Source organism: Moellerella wisconsensis, assembly GCF_022592395.1.
GTDB classification, from domain to species: domain Bacteria; phylum Pseudomonadota; class Gammaproteobacteria; order Enterobacterales; family Enterobacteriaceae; genus Moellerella; species Moellerella wisconsensis.
In genome coordinates this window covers 2,770,647-2,786,147 of the sequence record NZ_CP093242.1, presented here as the reverse complement: position 1 = coordinate 2,786,147, position 15,501 = coordinate 2,770,647, and the positions used below count along the sequence as shown (strand labels likewise).

Sequence of the window (15,501 nt, the reverse complement as noted above, 5' to 3'; positions counted from 1 at the left end):
CGCATTATATTATTGTTTGAGGTTAAACCCTCCCACAAGGGGAAGGTCAAGGGGGAGAAAGTCAGATTGATGAATATTAGTCAAATAGGCGCTAAAATCGGTTTAACACCAAAAGCGATTCGATTTTATGAAGATAAAGGATTAATTACTCCGCCATTACGCGGAGATAATGGCTATCGCTATTATCAGGATAAACATATCGATGAGCTAACGTTATTGCGTCAAGCCCGAGAGGTAGGTTTTACGGTCGAAGAGTGTCGTGAGCTAATGTCGCTATTTCATAATCCATTACGCCACAGTGCCGATGTAAAATCAGCGACCTTAAATAAGATCGCTGAGATTGAACAAACCATGCAAAAATTGGCACAAATACGCGATAAATTAACTCAATTGGCTGAATCATGCCCGGGAGATGATAGTGCAGATTGTCCGATTATAGATCATTTAACCGGGGGGTGTTGTCATCAGACACCGCGCTAACTTTGAGAGTAATACCATCAACGCTGATCACCACTACTTCGGTGCCGGCAGGTAAAGCCTGCTGTGCATAGACACGCCAACTGCCATCCGCGAGACGAATACGGCTATAGCCTTCATCGGTATCGGTTAGTAGCCGAGCTTTAATGCCTATCAGCTGGTGGCTTTTCTGATTTACGTTATCCAACCGCTCTGCACTGCGTTGACTGAGCCATTTGCGCCATATAACCACTGATGCCAGAGAAAATACCGCGAACAAAATTCCCTGCCATTGCCAATTTACTCCCGGGAAAAGCCAGGCTATCAGAGCCACGGCAATACCGGCAATCCCTGACCATAACAAATAACCGCCGGTACCTAATAATTCTGCGATAAGTAATAGCCCGCCAACACACAGCCAAAACCAGGCGGGCTGTGTACTGATCAGTTCTATCATGATGACTGGCCTTTATCCACGGGAGCGGGATGATGTTGCTTACTGCTTTGAATCAGCTCGCTAATACCGCCGATTGCCCCCATTAAATTACTCGCTTCCAGCGGCATCATAATCACCTTGCTATTATTGGCGCTGCCGATACTGATCAGTGCGTCGGTATATTTTTGCGCCACAAAGTAGTTAATTGCCTGCATATCACCTTTAGCTATCGCTTCAGATACCATTTGGGTTGCTCGGGCTTCCGCTTCTGCTTCACGTTCACGGGCTTCAGCTTGTAAAAAAGCTGATTGTCGTTGCCCTTCGGCTTTGAGGATCTGCGATTGTTTTTCACCTTCGGCAGTTAAAATGGCCGCTTGGCGGATCCCTTCGGCTTCCAGAATATCAGCACGTTTTGTACGCTCAGCCTTCATTTGCGCGTTCATCGCATTGATCAGCTCTTTCGGTGGTCGCACATCACGAATTTCGATACGGGTGATTTTCACGCCCCATGGGTTGGTGGCTTCATCTACGATATGCAGCAGACGGGTATTAATCGAATCCCGTTGCGATAACATTTCGTCTAGCTCCATCGAGCCTAAAACGGTACGAATATTGGTCATCGTCAAGTTGAGAACTGAAAGCTCAAGATTACTGACCTCATACGCGGCACGTACCGGGTCGACTACCTGAATAAAACACACCGCATCGATAGTCACATTGGCGTTATCGCGCGAAATAATTTCTTGCGAAGGAATATCGAGAACCTGCTCCATCATATTGATGCGTCGCCCAATCCTATCCATAAATGGCACCAGAATATGTAATCCAGGCTGCAAAGTACGGGTATATCGACCAAAACGCTCTACCGTCCACTGGAAACCTTGTGGCACGGTTTTGACGCAGGTAAAAATAATCACCAAGGCGATAAAAATAATAATTGGGATGGCGCTTAGTGCGAACAGATCCATAACAATATTCCTTGTAAGTACCGCTGCGAATAAAACTAGTACAACAATGAATACATCTTACGGCGATATTGGCTGGCTAATGCATCGCCGGTACCCATCGCAGACATTATATCCATCATGGTTTTTTTCATTGCTCCGTCGGCCGCCGAGAGATCGGTTTTTAAGAAGCTGAATAATAAGGCTAAAGCTTCTTCATTGCGGCTGACTTCATGCAATTTGAGGGCTAACTGAATAGCCAACGCGGTATTTTCAGGATCAGCAGCAAACGATTGTTGCAGTTGCTGGATCTCAGGGGTATCCGCCGCTTGGCGTTGTAAATCAATTTGCGATACCAAGCCCTGATAACGACTGTCTTTATCTTGCAGTGGCACGCTATCTAGCAAGGTTTGTGCTTCATCTAATTGATTGAGCGCAATTAATGCTTCAGCATATAAAAGGGTAATATCACTGTTTTTCGGCGCTAGTTGAAGGGCTTCTTTTAACAGCGGCAGAGCCTCTGCGGTTTTACCTTCAGCCATTAATTCCGCGGCTTGTGAGGCGCTAATTTCTTCAGGTTTCGGTAAGGCACGAGACAGCATATCACGCACGAACTCTTCCGGTTGCGGGCCTTGGAAACCGTCAACAGGTTGACCATTTTGCAATAAATATACCGTAGGAATAGCGCGTAAACCAAACTGAGCCGCCACGGAGGGTTGTTCATCACAATTGACTTTAGCGAGAACAAACAAACCAGCATATTCGTTTGCCAGTTTATCCAGTGTGCCAGTTAGTTCATGGCAATGAGGGCTTTGTGCGGACCAAAAATAAAATATCACGGGGATATTCATTGACTGTTCAACGAGTTGGGATAAATTACTTTCGTTTACATCGAAAATCTGTGCGGTAGCAAGCATAAACAATCTCTTTAATTAATTAGGTTGATTGACTTAAATATGAGGGCTGATGTTTAAAATTCAACTCGGCTTCTCTTGTTTTGCCAGAACGCGGTCGATTAAACCATCGGGTAATAGTCTTTTCAGGATTTTTACGCCATGAGTAAGTAGCGTCACCGCATAGCGGATCCGTGGGCGTGGGCTTTCTAAGGCGTGAATAACCTTGGCGACCACATCATCTGGTGTAAGCGTAAAACGTTTAGCAATGCCGGGATTTTTCACCGGTTTATTTTTTTCTGTTTGGGTGACATTCGCACTAAAACGAGTGCTTATAGGCCCTGGTTCAATCAAACTAACACGCACACCGCTGCTTTTTAGCTCTAGCCGTAAGGCATCAGACCATGCCTCGAGAGCATATTTACTGGCGGCATAAGCACCGCGACCGGGAGTAGAGATAATCCCCATCACCGAACTGGTTTGAATAATGCGTCCTTCGCCGTGGGGCACAATAGCCGGCAGTAAACGTAGCGTTAATTGATGAACCCCAAAAAAATTGCTGGAAAATTGATGCTCCATCTCTTCACGACTGATGGTATTTAATGGACCATAGACGCCAAATCCGGCATTGTTAAATAAGCCATAGAGTCGGCCTTGTGTTAGGGCAATCACTTGATCGGCGGCATTATCGACGCTGTGTTTATCGTCTAAATCGAGCAATACGGTTTCGAATCCAAGTGAGGTTAAGTGTTGTAAATCAGCTTGTTTACGGCAACTGGCGATAACCCTAAATCCCCGTTGGCGTAATTTTTCTGCGGCGCACAGACCAATTCCACTCGATGCCCCGGTGATAAATACCGATTTTTGCATAACTTTACCTATAGATAGATGATGTAACATATTTATACGCAGCAATTCTCGCTTAGCCCTAGGTTGCTGATTATATTAATGACGAATCGGGACTAGATTGTGCACCACATTGTGCACCACATGGCGTGCAAGGCGGTGCGCTCAAATAATCAGCGTCTTTGCCAAGATAGCATTATAAGGCTGCTAGAGAGCGGCTTTATTTTTTAACATAAGGTGACAATGCGCTGTCCATATAATCCGCAATAAAGGCTTGTGCTTCTTCAGTTGGATGAATACCATCGGCTTGTAGCCATTCGGGTTTTATTACCACCTGTTCCATATAAAAAGGCAATAAAGGAATCTCTGCCTCATGGGCCAGCGCCGGATAAATCTGTTCAAAGCTGCGAGTATATCGCTGCCCATAGTTAGGCGGAATGCGGATTTGCATTAATAGCGGTTGTGCTCCCGATTGCTTGATTAGGGTGATAATCTGTTGCAGATCGCGGTTTAATTGCTGAACGGCTAGCCCTTGTAGGCCGTCATTAGCGCCTAATTCAATCAGCACCCAATCCGGTTTATGTTGTTCAAGTAAGGCGGGCAGACGTGCTAAGCCTTGGGCCGCAGTATTACCGCTGATACTGGCATTGATTACGCTGATTTTTTGTGGCGATTGTTGCCATTTATCCGCCAATAACTTGGCCCACGCACTGTCAGCAGGCAGTCGGTAGCCCGCACTTAGGCTATCACCGAGGATCATCAATTTCGTCGCGGCCAGCACGTTGCTACTGGCGGTTAGCATTAATAAAAGGATCACTAAATGTCGGCAGAAAATATTCTTGAAGTTCATCATCTCATTAAACGTGTTGGTCAAGGGGAACATGAACTGACTATATTGCAGGGTGTTGAACTTATTGTCGAGCCCGGGCAGACCCTGGCGTTAATTGGTGAATCGGGTTCGGGTAAATCGACCTTGCTCGGAATTATCGCCGGTTTAGATGATGGTAGCAGCGGTGAAGTCAAGCTACTCGGGCATTCCCTAACAAAAATGGATGAAGAACAGAGAGCGCGTTTACGGGCAGAAAGCATCGGTTTTGTGTTTCAATCTTTTTTATTGATCCCCACATTGAACGCTCTTGAAAACGTGCAACTCCCAGCTTTATTGCGTGGCGAGTCTGAAGCGGCTAGCACTCAGCAAGCGGTCGAATTGTTAACTGAACTTGGCTTAGGTCAACGATTAAAACATATGCCAGCGCAATTATCCGGTGGCGAACAGCAGCGCGTTGCCTTAGCTCGTGCTTTCAATGGGCGTCCGCGTTTACTGTTTGCCGATGAACCGACCGGTAATCTGGACAGACAAACCGGGGATAAAATCGCCGATCTGTTATTTTCACTCAATCGCGATCACGGCACCACCCTGATTTTGGTCACCCATGACAGCCAATTAGCCGCACGCTGCCAGCGTAGGTTACGATTGGTAGATGGAAAATTGAGGGAGGAAGCATGATTTGGCGTTGGTTTTGGCGTGAATGGAAAACGCCTTCGCTATTGATAGTGTGGTTAGCATTAACTTTGGCGGTAGCCTGTGTGCTGGCGTTAGGGCGGATTAGTGATCGAATAGAAAACAGCATGAGTTATCAGAGCCGTGAATTATTAGCCGGTGATCTGGTGCTGCGATCTTCGCATCCAATCGATGAAACCTGGCTACAGCAGGCAAAAGAAGACGGTTTAACCGTCAGTCGGCAGTTGAGCTTTTCGACCATGACTTATGGATCATCGGCGCTGGATGCGGTGCCCCAATTGGCGTTAGTCAAAGCTGTCGATCACGCTTATCCACTGTATGGCGATTTAATCACCGATCCGCCGGGATTACGGCCGCAAAAAGGCCAGGTACTGGTTGCGCCTCGGTTATTGGATCTGCTCGAGGTTAAGGTGGGTGATACCATTGATGTGGGTGATAGCGCGTTGGTTATTTCAGGGGTGTTATTGCAAGAGCCGGACAGTGGATTTAACCCGTTTCAAATTGCGCCAAAAGTGTTAATTGATTGGCAAGATGCGCTGGCTACAGGGGCTATACAGACGGGCAGTCGCTTGACCTATCGCGATATGTTTGCCGGCCCAACGGCTTCAATTGATGCCTTCGAGGCACGTTATAACCCCGAATTAAGAAGCGATCAGCGTTGGTATACGCTGAATCAAGACAGCGGTGCGGTCGCGAAAACGTTTCAACGTGCTCAGCAATTTTTACTGCTATCGGTGCTGTTGACTCTGTTGTTAGCCATTGCGGCGATTGCTATATCAATGGCACATTATTGCCGCAGTCGCCATCAGTTGATTGCGGTCCTTAAAACTTTAGGTGCAGGGCGTAACGCCTTACGCCAATGGATTATTGGCCAATGGTTAGTGATTTTAGTTGCCGCCACTGCTGTAGGTTCATTGTTGGGGCTAGGATTTGAAGCTATTTTAATCCATATTTTAGGCGCGATGTTACCCAAAGAGCTACCGGCACCGGGGTATTGGCCATGGGGATGGGCCGTAGGGACTTTGTTTGCCATTGCCTTGCTGGTGGGATTACGCCCGTATCGTCAGTTAATGGCCACTCAGCCATCGCGAGTCCTGCGTAATGATATTTCGGCGCCGGTTTGGCGCTTATCGTTCTATTTACCCATCATGGGATCCATCGTGATTGGCGGCTTATTGTTGTTGGTCGGGGTTAAGCCGCTGTTATGGTCTATTTTAGCCGGAATAGTGATGGTTGCTGTGCTGTTGGCCCTGTTCGGTTGGCTCGGTTTATGGCTATTACGCCAATGTAAATTCCGTCAATTGAGTGTGCGTTTATCGGTGAATCGACTCTTACGCCAGCCACTACAGACTATTACTCAGATGAGTGCTTTCTCTTTATCCTTCATGCTATTAGCATTATTGATTTTAGTTCGGGGCGATTTATTAGACCGCTGGCAGCAACAATTACCGGCAGACAGCCCGAATTACTTCTTGATCAATATGAGCCAACCGCAGATCCCCCCGGTGACCGAATTATTGGCGCGCCATCAAGTTAAACCCACGGCATTTTATCCGGTGATATTGGCACGTTTAACTGAAATTAATGCAATCCCTGCGCTGCAATGGGCAGATGAAATTGCTCCTAATAGTAATACAGTACGGCGTGAGCTTAACCTAACATGGCAGCAGTCACTGCCGGAGGCTAATGTGCTGGACGTTGGTGTTTGGCCACCTAAAGCCGGTGAAGTCTCTATTGAACAAACCGTCGCCAAAGAATTACAGTTAAAACTGGGGGATAAATTAACATTCAATGCCGATACTCACCCGTTTACTGCCACGGTAAGCAGTATTCGAACTGTTGATTGGGAAAGTTTGCGACCTAACTTCTTCTTTATTTTCCCTGAATCGACTTTAGCCAACATGCCGACCACTTGGTTGAGCAGTTTCCATTATGACGGTGATGGTAAGTTACTTACTGAGATCAATCGTGCTTTCCCGACGATCAACGTGCTTGATACCGGCGCCATGATTTCGCAAATTCAGCAAATTTTACAACAGGTTAGCCAAGCATTAGAAGTCATGGTCGTGCTGGTTATTTTCTGTGGACTGTTGCTGTTATTAGCCCAAATTCAAGTAGGAATGAGCCAGCGTGAATTAGAGCTGGTCGTTTATCGTACCTTAGGGGCCAGTAAAAAACTGATGCGTCGTACTCTGTGGTGTGAGTTTGCACTGTTGGGATTAATGGCCGGTTTGGCAGCCGCTTTTGGGGCAGAGGTCGCTTTATGGTTATTACAGACCCAAGTTTTTGATTTCCCTTGGCAACCTGAATGGCGCATGTGGATTGGATTACCGCTGGGTGCGGCTTTGTTACTGTCAATGTGTGGCGGTTGGCTAGGGATTAGGTTATTGAATAATAACAATCAGCATCGGCGCTATTCGGCATAGTTATTAGTAATATAGCTATTGCCGCACAGTTATTACTGCACAGTTTTGTAGCGTAGCTTTTACAGGGTAGTTATTGCGATACAGCTATTACGGCACAGTTATTACAGTATCGTTATTGCCGTACCGTTTTAAAAAATAGCGTATATTGATGTTAACTGAGCATAAAACAGCCCGAATCAATAACACGGTTCGGGCTGTTTTTTTAGCGGTTTTTGCTAGTTAAATCGCTGGATTATTTCAATACTGGCGGGCGCATCAGTAAAGTGAAAATCAAGATAATCACTACAGGGGCGGCGATAACCAGAAAGGCCGGCGTAAAACTGTGAGTATAATCTTTGATTGCCCCGGCAAAGAAAGGCGCTAAACAGGCCAAGGTAGAAATAAGATTGACCACCGAGAATAGCTCCAGATAAGGGCCTCGGCCAAAATAGTTAGAGAGCAGTACACTGGAGGCCAAAAAGGTCATACCGTAGCCAATACCGACGCACAGTGTAAACATCAGCAGCCAAAACCATGACGTAGCAATACTCAATGAAATCAAGCCAATAACGATTATCCCTAAGCTGCAAATTAACAGCTTTTTAGGATCCAGCCATTCCCCCGCCGCGCCACCCAGTAAGCGTGAAAAGGCGTTAACAAAAGCCATGGTGCTTAATAATGACACCGCAATCGTCAGGCTAAAGCCGCGATCTTCAATATGTGCCACTGCGAAGCTGTTAACGGTGATCCCACACCATAAAAATGCGGTATAGGTGGCGGCAATTAAATAGAATTGCCAAGTGCGTAACGCGCGTCGAGCGGTCCAAATATCTTTGGTACGATAAATCGCTTTAGGGGGTTCCGCCGCTTGTTTTTGCATAATGTTTTTAGCATGAGCCCGTTCTTTATCCCCCTCACGTAGAGTACACAAAGTGATAAAGGTGACCACAGAAAGATAAAGCGCGCACAGGATCCAATGCATTCGCCACGAGCCCATTTGATTCGAGGCGTAAAAGTAAATCCACGGCCCGGCCACGCCGCCCAATCCACCGATAGTAAAATACAACCCAAACGCCATCGATTGTTTTTCAAACAAGCGTGAAATAACGTAAGTCCCCGGCACGGTGGCTAAAAAAGTAAAGCCAATGCCTAATAAGGCGGTGCCTAAAAAATAGGTGCTGATATTTTGGGTAATATATAAGCTATAAAATCCGCCAATAAAGACCAATGTGCCAAACAATAAAGTCAGACGCACACCGATATTGCGAATAAAAATAGAGGGTAAAAAGCTGGATAATCCGCAGGTCAGCCCCAGTAAGGTGAATCCAAACCCGGCTTCTGTCCAACTCCATTTTAGTTCATCTATCATACCCGGCAGCACCACTCCCAGAGAGGTAAAGGTGGTCGCAGTAGCTAGAAAATAAATCGCGCCTAATAAAATCAGGATGCTCCACTGATAGAGAGCACTGAAGTGCGGGGACGGTTGTGATGTCATTAACGCTCCAAAACGTGACTCATCATACGTTGGTTGCCACTGGCTCGGGAGCGCGGCAGTTCAAGGTAGGTTGAGTAAAACTCGTCATGCTGTTCTTAAGATCTTTCATTGCCGCAGAAATCTTTATTGTTGGCCGCAATATTGACCAAGAAAACGCGATCCCTTCAAGAATAGAATAACGATAAAAAATAGCTTAATGCCCGAGAGTGCAGCTCGGGCAAAGTTGGTTCAAAATGGGGATTGGCCATTAAGATATGGCGCTATTTTGGCTGTTTATGGCGCAGACTACTAGCTTAATTTTATTTTTGCCCACTCAATGCCGCTTTGATACTCTGGCGGCAATAATGTCACCAAGACATCCAACGTAGCGGTGAGGGTATCATTGTCTGGATGCGAGAGATTAAGATGGCCAACTTTACGCGCTGGGCGCACCTCTTTTTGATACCAATGCAGATGAACTAATGATAAATCAAGCCATTGCAGATTAACCTCGGTACCGATTAAATTGACCATAACGGCCGGGCAATAGACTTCGGGCTCCGGCAGAGGCAGATTTAAAATCGCCCGCAGATGCAGTTCAAATTGACTGATAGTGGCGCCATTTTGGGTCCAATGACCGCTATTGTGGACCCGAGGTGCTAACTCATTAATCAGTAACTGATCACCGACAATAAAGCATTCCATCGCCATTACGCCGACATAGTCTAAATTATTCATTACCGCCGTCAGCATAGATTCAGCTTGCTGTTGACGGTGGGAGAGATGTTTCGGGAAGGCGACACTGGTGCGTAAAATACCGTCTTGATGCAGATTATGAGTCATCGGATAAAACACGGTTTTTCCGCTGGCATTCCGAGCGCCAATAATCGACACCTCGCCATCGAAAGGGATCCCTTGTTCGACAATAGCTTGGCCGTAGATCTCTGGAGGTAAAGCGGCTTCATCACCGGGTTTAATCCGCCACTGGCCGCGGCCGTCATAACCGCCAGTTCTGCGTTTAACAATCAAAAAATTTCCTAGCGAGGCAAACAGCTCAGGCCATTGATCTGGCGATTCAAGCGCGACCCAAGGCGAAGTCGCGAGCGATAGCGAATCTAATAACTGTTTTTGCGGTAATCGGTCGGCTAACCGTGGGAAAATATCGCGATTAATAAACGCATTATGGCCCGCCAACTCTCGAGTTAACGGGGTTTCTGGCCAGCGTTCAATTTCAGCCGTAATCACGCTTTGCTGATAAGGAACTGACTCCGGCTCGGCATCGATACCAATCGGATAAACGGCTATTCCCAGCGGTTCACCTGCTTGGCGCAGCATTCGTCCTAATTGACCATTACCTAAGACACAGACTGGTTTCATTATGCCTCCCGCGGATCTGGATTATCGAGAACATCGTTAGTTTGCTTTTCACGCCACAGCGACAGACGACTAAATAGCGAAGCGTCATGGATAGCGAGAATTTGTGCGGCTAATAATGCGGCATTGCCCGCGCCAGCTTTACCAATTGCCAAGGTACCGACCGGGATCCCTTTAGGCATTTGAACTATCGAATATAAGCTATCGACGCCACTTAAGGCAGCGCTTTGGACCGGCACGCCTAATACCGGAACCAATGTTTTGGCAGCGATCATACCGGGTAAATGCGCGGCTCCCCCCGCCCCAGCAATAATAACCTCAAAACCTCGTTGTTTGGCCTGTTCAGCAAAAGAAAATAGTTTATCTGGCGTCCGGTGGGCCGAGACGATTTCAACATGAAAAGGTAAATCTAACTCGGTCAGAATATCAGCGGCATGTTGCATGGTGGACCAGTCACTTTTAGATCCCATGACGATAGCAATTTTTGCTGCTGGGGGTACGGCGTGGGTGGTCATTGGGGAGAGGCTCCTTTATTGATCTCTGGCATATTTAATCAAATAATTTATAACGCCGATGATATCACGGTATAACAGTAAGGAAAACGTTTGCGTGAGGCTGATTTAGCCAAATTATGCCAATTTTTATTGTTTATTGCCGCTCAATATTTTATGCCAAACCTTTTATCGCCAGCATTTTATGCTACGAGTACGGCAAGCACGGCACTGGATAATCAGCATGAAAAATACATTGCTGAATCGCCAGTCAAACTGTGGACAGGTTTTGGAAATATCGTTGGGGATATGGTTAAGCTGACCGCTGAACAGGGTGGGGGGATTAGCAGCCGCCTAGCAGTTAAAAAGGAAACGAAATTAAGGTAATTCCTTGTGAATTAATCACAAATGCAGAGCCTTCGTGGTGCCATGCCCCGAGTACACCGCGAAAATAACGTTGATCATGATGGATAATTTCATGAATTGCAGGGCGATGAGTATGGCCGTGGATCATCCAATCGGCGTGATAGTGCTCTAATTGCTCAATCACCGCTTGTGGATTAACATCCATAATCGACTCCGCTTTCATACGGCTGGCTTGTCGGCTATTTTGACGCATTTTTTGTGCGATACGGCGGCGAATAAACAGTGGTAAGGCCAAAAATAAACGCTGGATCCACGGTGTATGCACTTTTTTGCGGTAATTTTGGTAGGCTTGATCATCAATACATAGCGTATCGCCATGCAGTAAAAGTATTTTTTGACCGTACAATTCGATCAGATGCGATTGGGCTAAAATAGTCATTCCGCATTGCTTGGCATAGCGTTGGCCGAGCAAAAAATCACGATTACCGTGCATAAAATAGCATTTAACCCCTTGCTGTTGAAGGTAGTTTAGCGCCTCAGCAATTTGGGTATGCAACGGATTGGGATCATCATCGCCAATCCAATAATTAAAGAAATCACCCAGAATATACAGCTGCTCAGCATGAACCGCTTGCTGATAAATAAAATTAATAAAACCGGCGGTGATCGCCGGTTCATCTTCACTTAAGTGCAAATCTGCAATAATCAGTGTCGACATAAATTGTCTGAATTATTCGCTGATAGTTACGTTAGTGATAATAACGTCTTCGCGTGGCACATCTTGGTGTAAACCACTGCGACCGGTTGAAACAGATTTGATTTTATCTACCACATCCATGCCTTCAACCACTTCAGCAAATACACAGTAGCCCCAACCATCTGGGCGCTCTGAACGGAAGTTCAGGAAGTCATTATCAACCACGTTGATAAAAAACTGAGCAGTTGCAGAATGAGGATCGTTAGTACGCGCCATTGCCAGCGTACCACGGCTGTTTTTTAAGCCATTATTGGCTTCATTTTTAATCTCAGCCTTGGTTTCTTTTTGTTTCATGCCTGGTTCAAAACCACCGCCTTGGATCATGAAACCGTTAATAACACGGTGGAAAATAGTATTATTGTAGAAGCCTTCACGGCAGTAGTTTAAAAAGTTCTCTACAGTCACTGGTGCTTTGTCATCAAAAGTTTTAATAACGATATCACCGTGATTGGTATGAAAAGTAACCATAATAGCATTCCTGAATAATTGTTATTTATTTGCCCTTTAATGGGCATTAAGATCACAAAGTTTATATCATAGATGAAGCTTGGCGTCAGCTATTCTGCAAACATAGCTGTGATATTAACGATTATTTATCAATGTTTATTCCGTCTATTTTTAGTGCCAGCTTATGCGCAATCCATTTGATCATCGGAATATGTTTGGCGATTAAGTTTATTGCTTAAAAGGGAGGCATTAATTGATGATACTGTGAGCGACATGGCTCATATGCAGATAGCGCGGGAGCAAATACCGGCAGTGCGGTCGGTGTTCAGGCAGGCATCTATATAAGAATAACACCCGTTGCAATCTGTATAAGATAAAGCTTCAATACCCACTGAGTTAGCATTTAATCCAGCGTGATAGACCTAAGCCGGTATTAAACCACGCCAACTTAACTTATAATTCATTTTAATACCCGTCATACTTCAGGTTGTTGGCAGGTGGCAACTTCGGTTATTGTTAACTGAGTTTGTCTACCTTTAATTATTACTTTCCTGTCCACCGAATTATTTTGGGCATATATATTATGTGTACAGCTAAATAAACGGAATAATGTCGATGCTACAAATTTTTAATACACTCAGTCGTCAAAAAGAACAATTTAAACCTATCCATCCGGGAAAAATAGGGATGTACGTGTGTGGTATTACAATTTACGACTTATGTCATATTGGGCATGGGCGTACCTTTGTTGCATTCGACGCCATCAGCCGCTATTTACGTTATTTAGGTTATGATTTAACCTACATTCGCAATGTAACCGATATTGACGATAAAATTATTAAACGCGCCGCTGAAAATAATGAATCCGTCAGTGAATTAACCACCCGTATGCTGGCAGAGATGCACAAAGATTTTGATGCATTAAACATTCTGCGCCCAGACCATGAGCCTAAAGCTACAGAGCATATCGCGGAAATTATCGAGTTAACCGAGCAATTGATCGAACGTGGCCATGCCTATGTTGCCGATAATGGCGATGTTATGTTTGAAGTCAGTACCGATGCGGATTACGGTGTACTTTCACGCCAAGATTTAGAGCAATTACAAGCAGGTGCGCGAGTTGAAATCGCTAACGCAAAACGTAACCCAATGGATTTTGTGTTATGGAAAATGTCTAAGCCGGGCGAACCAAGTTGGCCATCCCCGTGGGGATTAGGTCGTCCAGGATGGCATATCGAGTGTTCTGCAATGAATGGCAAACAGCTTGGTCACCATTTTGATATTCATGGCGGTGGTTCAGATTTAATGTTCCCACACCATGAAAATGAAATCGCGCAATCAACCTGTGCCCATGACGGTCCTTATGTTAATTACTGGATGCACTCTGGCATGGTGATGATTGATAAAGAAAAAATGTCTAAATCATTGAACAATTTCTTTACTATTCGCGATGTTTTGGAATATTACGACGCCGAGACTATCCGTTATTTCTTACTTTCTGGCCATTATCGTAGCCAATTGAATTATACCGAAGATAATTTAAAACAGGCACGAACGGCATTAGAGCGTTTATACACCGCATTACGTGGCACCGATAAAACGGCGCAACCTGAAGGTGGCGAAGCCTTTAAAGCGCGTTTTATTGAAGCGATGAACGATGATTTTAATACGCCAGAAGCCTATTCTGTACTGTTCGATATGGCGCGTGAAATCAATCGCTTAAAAACAGAAGATAGCTCATTAGCTCATGGTTTAGCCGCGGAATTACGTATTTTAGCGGGAGTTTTAGGATTATTAGAACAAGATCCTGAGCAATTCTTGCAAAGTGGTGCACAGACTGAAAGTGATGAAGATGTGGCTAAAATTGAAGGGTTAATTAAACAACGTAACGATGCTCGTGCCAATAAACAGTGGGCATTAGCTGATTCCGCCCGTGACCAATTAACTGACATGGGAATTGTGCTAGAGGATGGGCCACAAGGTACGACTTGGCGCCGTAAATAATCCTTACTCGCGGATTTCTTTTGATTTAAGGGGGCTATTTTGTTGCCCCCTTTTTTATTTGATTGGCTTTAAAACGCTTATTTTATCGGGCAGTTAGGCTGCTTTATGGTTAAATGCTTGGCTGATGGCCAATTATTTACTCAAGCAGCATTGCTTATATTTTTTGCCACTGCCGCATGGGCAAGGGTCATTACGACCTATTTTTTCAGCCACGACTACCGGCACATTGAGCGCCTCTTGGTGTGCTATAACTCGCTGTGGTTGATAAAATTGGTGCAATTTAACAATGGCGGGTTGGATGGCATGAATGCTTTCGAGCAGTTGTTCTTCGTTCATTTCGCTCAGCAAAGGAAAGTTTTCTTCCCGGCCGTGCAGGGCGATGGCGTCAAAATCAGCTTGTCGTTCACTCGGTAATCCTGACCAATCTTGTAAGGCGGCACCGCGCATAAAGCCAAAACACCACTCTTCAACGATCAGATATTCTTTTTCTTGATCTTCGCGGTAATTAAACATGGGTTCGAATTGGTCAGGATAATCGATCAGCGTTTCTTCAATAATATTGCCTAATTCGAGAATTAAGGTGATAAAACGTTTTAATTCTGCATCAGATTGCCAATCCGGCGTATGCTCTTTACCGCCCCAGATTGCAGGCATCCATTCGTTAGGGGGCAAAATTGTCGGGCCGGTAATAATCGCCGTTAACATGCCATCAAGTTCAGACACATCTAGCACAGAGTCTTTATTACCATATTTGGTTAATATTCTGTTTAGCCAAACAAAATCTTTATCAGTTATTGTGCTCATGGTGAGTTACCTTTATTTTTAACGGCGATTTATCTTAATCTATCGATTTAGACACTGTATTCAGACACTGTATTCAGACACTAAGATAAGCCGCCAAGGATGCTGTAAATACGGCTTCGGGTTAATGGCCAGAGTGTATAATAAAACGAAGCAAAAAACTGAGAATATCCCTGAAAACCACTGAAAAAGAATGGATAAAAAGCGCTAGCATTAATGGCGTTAGTTAAAAATAGAGGGGAATGGCTTGGGGCATAACAACGGTTATTCTTTGCTTAAAAGAAA

Annotated in this window: 16 protein-coding genes; 5 read left to right on the top strand and 11 right to left on the bottom strand. The window is 45.2% G+C overall.

What is annotated here, in order from left to right:
* Positions 1-69 precede the first annotated feature (69 nt).
* Complete coding sequence (gene cueR, locus MNY66_RS12285; RefSeq protein ID WP_047256368.1) at positions 70-480, top strand: Cu(I)-responsive transcriptional regulator; 411 nt, start codon at positions 70-72, stop codon at positions 478-480.
* Here the strand turns inward: cueR and MNY66_RS12280 are convergent.
* The 5 genes from MNY66_RS12280 to tesA form a co-directional block, all read right to left on the bottom strand.
* The gene (locus MNY66_RS12280; protein ID WP_047256369.1) at positions 434-913 is read right to left on the bottom strand and encodes an NfeD family protein; all 480 of its coding nucleotides are present in this window, start codon (positions 911-913) and stop codon (positions 434-436) included. The two genes, cueR and MNY66_RS12280, sit on opposite strands and share 47 nt — an antisense overlap.
* Entirely contained in the window at positions 910-1,860 is a 951-nt protein-coding gene (locus tag MNY66_RS12275) for an SPFH domain-containing protein (protein WP_047256370.1), read from the bottom strand. The genes MNY66_RS12280 and MNY66_RS12275 overlap by 4 nt, the downstream gene beginning before the upstream one ends.
* 35 nt (positions 1,861-1,895) lie before the next feature.
* Complete coding sequence (locus MNY66_RS12270) at positions 1,896-2,753, bottom strand: co-chaperone YbbN (RefSeq protein ID WP_241500992.1); 858 nt, start codon at positions 2,751-2,753, stop codon at positions 1,896-1,898.
* A gap of 60 nt (positions 2,754-2,813) precedes the next feature.
* Positions 2,814-3,599, bottom strand: coding sequence for an SDR family oxidoreductase (locus MNY66_RS12265; RefSeq protein ID WP_047256372.1), 786 nt, complete (start codon positions 3,597-3,599; stop codon positions 2,814-2,816).
* Between the two features lie 196 nt (positions 3,600-3,795).
* Positions 3,796-4,428 (bottom strand): multifunctional acyl-CoA thioesterase I/protease I/lysophospholipase L1, encoded by a 633-nt coding sequence (gene tesA, locus MNY66_RS12260; RefSeq protein WP_241500991.1) that lies wholly within the window; start codon positions 4,426-4,428, stop codon positions 3,796-3,798.
* Here tesA and ybbA point away from each other — a divergent pair.
* The gene (gene ybbA, locus MNY66_RS12255) at positions 4,396-5,082 is read left to right on the top strand and encodes a putative ABC transporter ATP-binding protein YbbA (RefSeq protein ID WP_241500990.1); all 687 of its coding nucleotides are present in this window, start codon (positions 4,396-4,398) and stop codon (positions 5,080-5,082) included. The genes tesA and ybbA overlap by 33 nt on opposite strands.
* Positions 5,079-7,523, top strand: coding sequence for a putative ABC transporter permease subunit YbbP (ybbP, locus tag MNY66_RS12250; protein WP_053907778.1), 2,445 nt, complete (start codon positions 5,079-5,081; stop codon positions 7,521-7,523). The genes ybbA and ybbP overlap by 4 nt, the downstream gene beginning before the upstream one ends.
* A gap of 232 nt (positions 7,524-7,755) precedes the next feature.
* Here ybbP and MNY66_RS12245 read toward each other — a convergent pair whose 3' ends face one another.
* The 3 genes from MNY66_RS12245 to purE all read right to left on the bottom strand — a co-directional run bounded on the left by MNY66_RS12245 (position 7,756) and on the right by purE (position 10,865).
* The gene (locus MNY66_RS12245; RefSeq protein WP_241500989.1) at positions 7,756-8,997 is read right to left on the bottom strand and encodes an MFS transporter; all 1,242 of its coding nucleotides are present in this window, start codon (positions 8,995-8,997) and stop codon (positions 7,756-7,758) included.
* Positions 8,998-9,285: 288 nt separating this feature from the next.
* Positions 9,286-10,353, bottom strand: a complete 1,068-nt coding sequence (purK, locus tag MNY66_RS12240) for a 5-(carboxyamino)imidazole ribonucleotide synthase (RefSeq protein WP_047256377.1) — start codon at positions 10,351-10,353, stop codon at positions 9,286-9,288.
* Positions 10,353-10,865 carry a 5-(carboxyamino)imidazole ribonucleotide mutase gene (gene purE, locus MNY66_RS12235; protein WP_047256378.1) on the bottom strand — a complete coding sequence of 171 codons (513 nt, stop codon included), beginning with the start codon at positions 10,863-10,865 and terminating at the stop codon, positions 10,353-10,355. The genes purK and purE overlap by 1 nt, the downstream gene beginning before the upstream one ends.
* A 90-nt stretch (positions 10,866-10,955) precedes the next feature.
* Between purE and MNY66_RS12230 the strand changes: the two genes are divergently transcribed.
* The gene (locus MNY66_RS12230; protein ID WP_241500988.1) at positions 10,956-11,228 is read left to right on the top strand and encodes a hypothetical protein; all 273 of its coding nucleotides are present in this window, start codon (positions 10,956-10,958) and stop codon (positions 11,226-11,228) included.
* Here MNY66_RS12230 and MNY66_RS12225 read toward each other — a convergent pair.
* On the bottom strand, positions 11,203-11,925 hold the full coding sequence (locus MNY66_RS12225; RefSeq protein ID WP_241500987.1) for a UDP-2,3-diacylglucosamine diphosphatase: 723 nt from the start codon (positions 11,923-11,925) through the stop codon (positions 11,203-11,205). The two genes, MNY66_RS12230 and MNY66_RS12225, sit on opposite strands and share 26 nt — an antisense overlap.
* 12 nt (positions 11,926-11,937) lie before the next feature.
* Positions 11,938-12,432 carry a peptidylprolyl isomerase B gene (gene ppiB, locus MNY66_RS12220; protein WP_047256381.1) on the bottom strand — a complete coding sequence of 165 codons (495 nt, stop codon included), beginning with the start codon at positions 12,430-12,432 and terminating at the stop codon, positions 11,938-11,940.
* A gap of 594 nt (positions 12,433-13,026) precedes the next feature.
* On the opposite strand from ppiB, the gene cysS reads away from it, so the two are divergent.
* A complete protein-coding gene (cysS, locus tag MNY66_RS12215; RefSeq protein ID WP_047256382.1) occupies positions 13,027-14,415 on the top strand; it encodes a cysteine--tRNA ligase in 1,389 nt (462 codons plus the stop codon).
* A 132-nt stretch (positions 14,416-14,547) separates the two neighbouring features.
* On the opposite strand, the gene MNY66_RS12210 is transcribed toward cysS, so the two are convergent.
* Positions 14,548-15,219: a YecA/YgfB family protein gene (locus MNY66_RS12210; RefSeq protein WP_053907782.1), complete on the bottom strand. Its 672-nt coding sequence runs from the start codon at positions 15,217-15,219 to the stop codon at positions 14,548-14,550.
* Between the last annotated feature and the right edge of the window lie 282 nt (positions 15,220-15,501).

Excerpts from the sequence above, each read along its gene's own strand:
- cueR (WP_047256368.1), top strand. The coding sequence starts at position 70 with ATGAATATTAGTCAAATAGGCGCTAAAATCGGTTTAACACCAAAAGCG.
- MNY66_RS12280 (WP_047256369.1), bottom strand. The coding sequence starts at position 913 with ATGATAGAACTGATCAGTACACAGCCCGCCTGGTTTTGGCTGTGTGTT.
- MNY66_RS12275 (WP_047256370.1), bottom strand. The coding sequence starts at position 1,860 with ATGGATCTGTTCGCACTAAGCGCCATCCCAATTATTATTTTTATCGCC.
- MNY66_RS12270 (WP_241500992.1), bottom strand. The coding sequence starts at position 2,753 with ATGCTTGCTACCGCACAGATTTTCGATGTAAACGAAAGTAATTTATCC.
- MNY66_RS12265 (WP_047256372.1), bottom strand. The coding sequence starts at position 3,599 with ATGCAAAAATCGGTATTTATCACCGGGGCATCGAGTGGAATTGGTCTG.
- ybbA (WP_241500990.1), top strand. The coding sequence starts at position 4,396 with ATGTCGGCAGAAAATATTCTTGAAGTTCATCATCTCATTAAACGTGTT.
- tesA (WP_241500991.1), bottom strand. The coding sequence starts at position 4,428 with ATGATGAACTTCAAGAATATTTTCTGCCGACATTTAGTGATCCTTTTA.
- ybbP (WP_053907778.1), top strand. The coding sequence starts at position 5,079 with ATGATTTGGCGTTGGTTTTGGCGTGAATGGAAAACGCCTTCGCTATTG.
- MNY66_RS12245 (WP_241500989.1), bottom strand. The coding sequence starts at position 8,997 with ATGACATCACAACCGTCCCCGCACTTCAGTGCTCTCTATCAGTGGAGC.
- purK (WP_047256377.1), bottom strand. The coding sequence starts at position 10,353 with ATGAAACCAGTCTGTGTCTTAGGTAATGGTCAATTAGGACGAATGCTG.
- purE (WP_047256378.1), bottom strand. The coding sequence starts at position 10,865 with ATGACCACCCACGCCGTACCCCCAGCAGCAAAAATTGCTATCGTCATG.
- MNY66_RS12225 (WP_241500987.1), bottom strand. The coding sequence starts at position 11,925 with ATGTCGACACTGATTATTGCAGATTTGCACTTAAGTGAAGATGAACCG.
- ppiB (WP_047256381.1), bottom strand. The coding sequence starts at position 12,432 with ATGGTTACTTTTCATACCAATCACGGTGATATCGTTATTAAAACTTTT.
- cysS (WP_047256382.1), top strand. The coding sequence starts at position 13,027 with ATGCTACAAATTTTTAATACACTCAGTCGTCAAAAAGAACAATTTAAA.
- MNY66_RS12210 (WP_053907782.1), bottom strand. The coding sequence starts at position 15,219 with ATGAGCACAATAACTGATAAAGATTTTGTTTGGCTAAACAGAATATTA.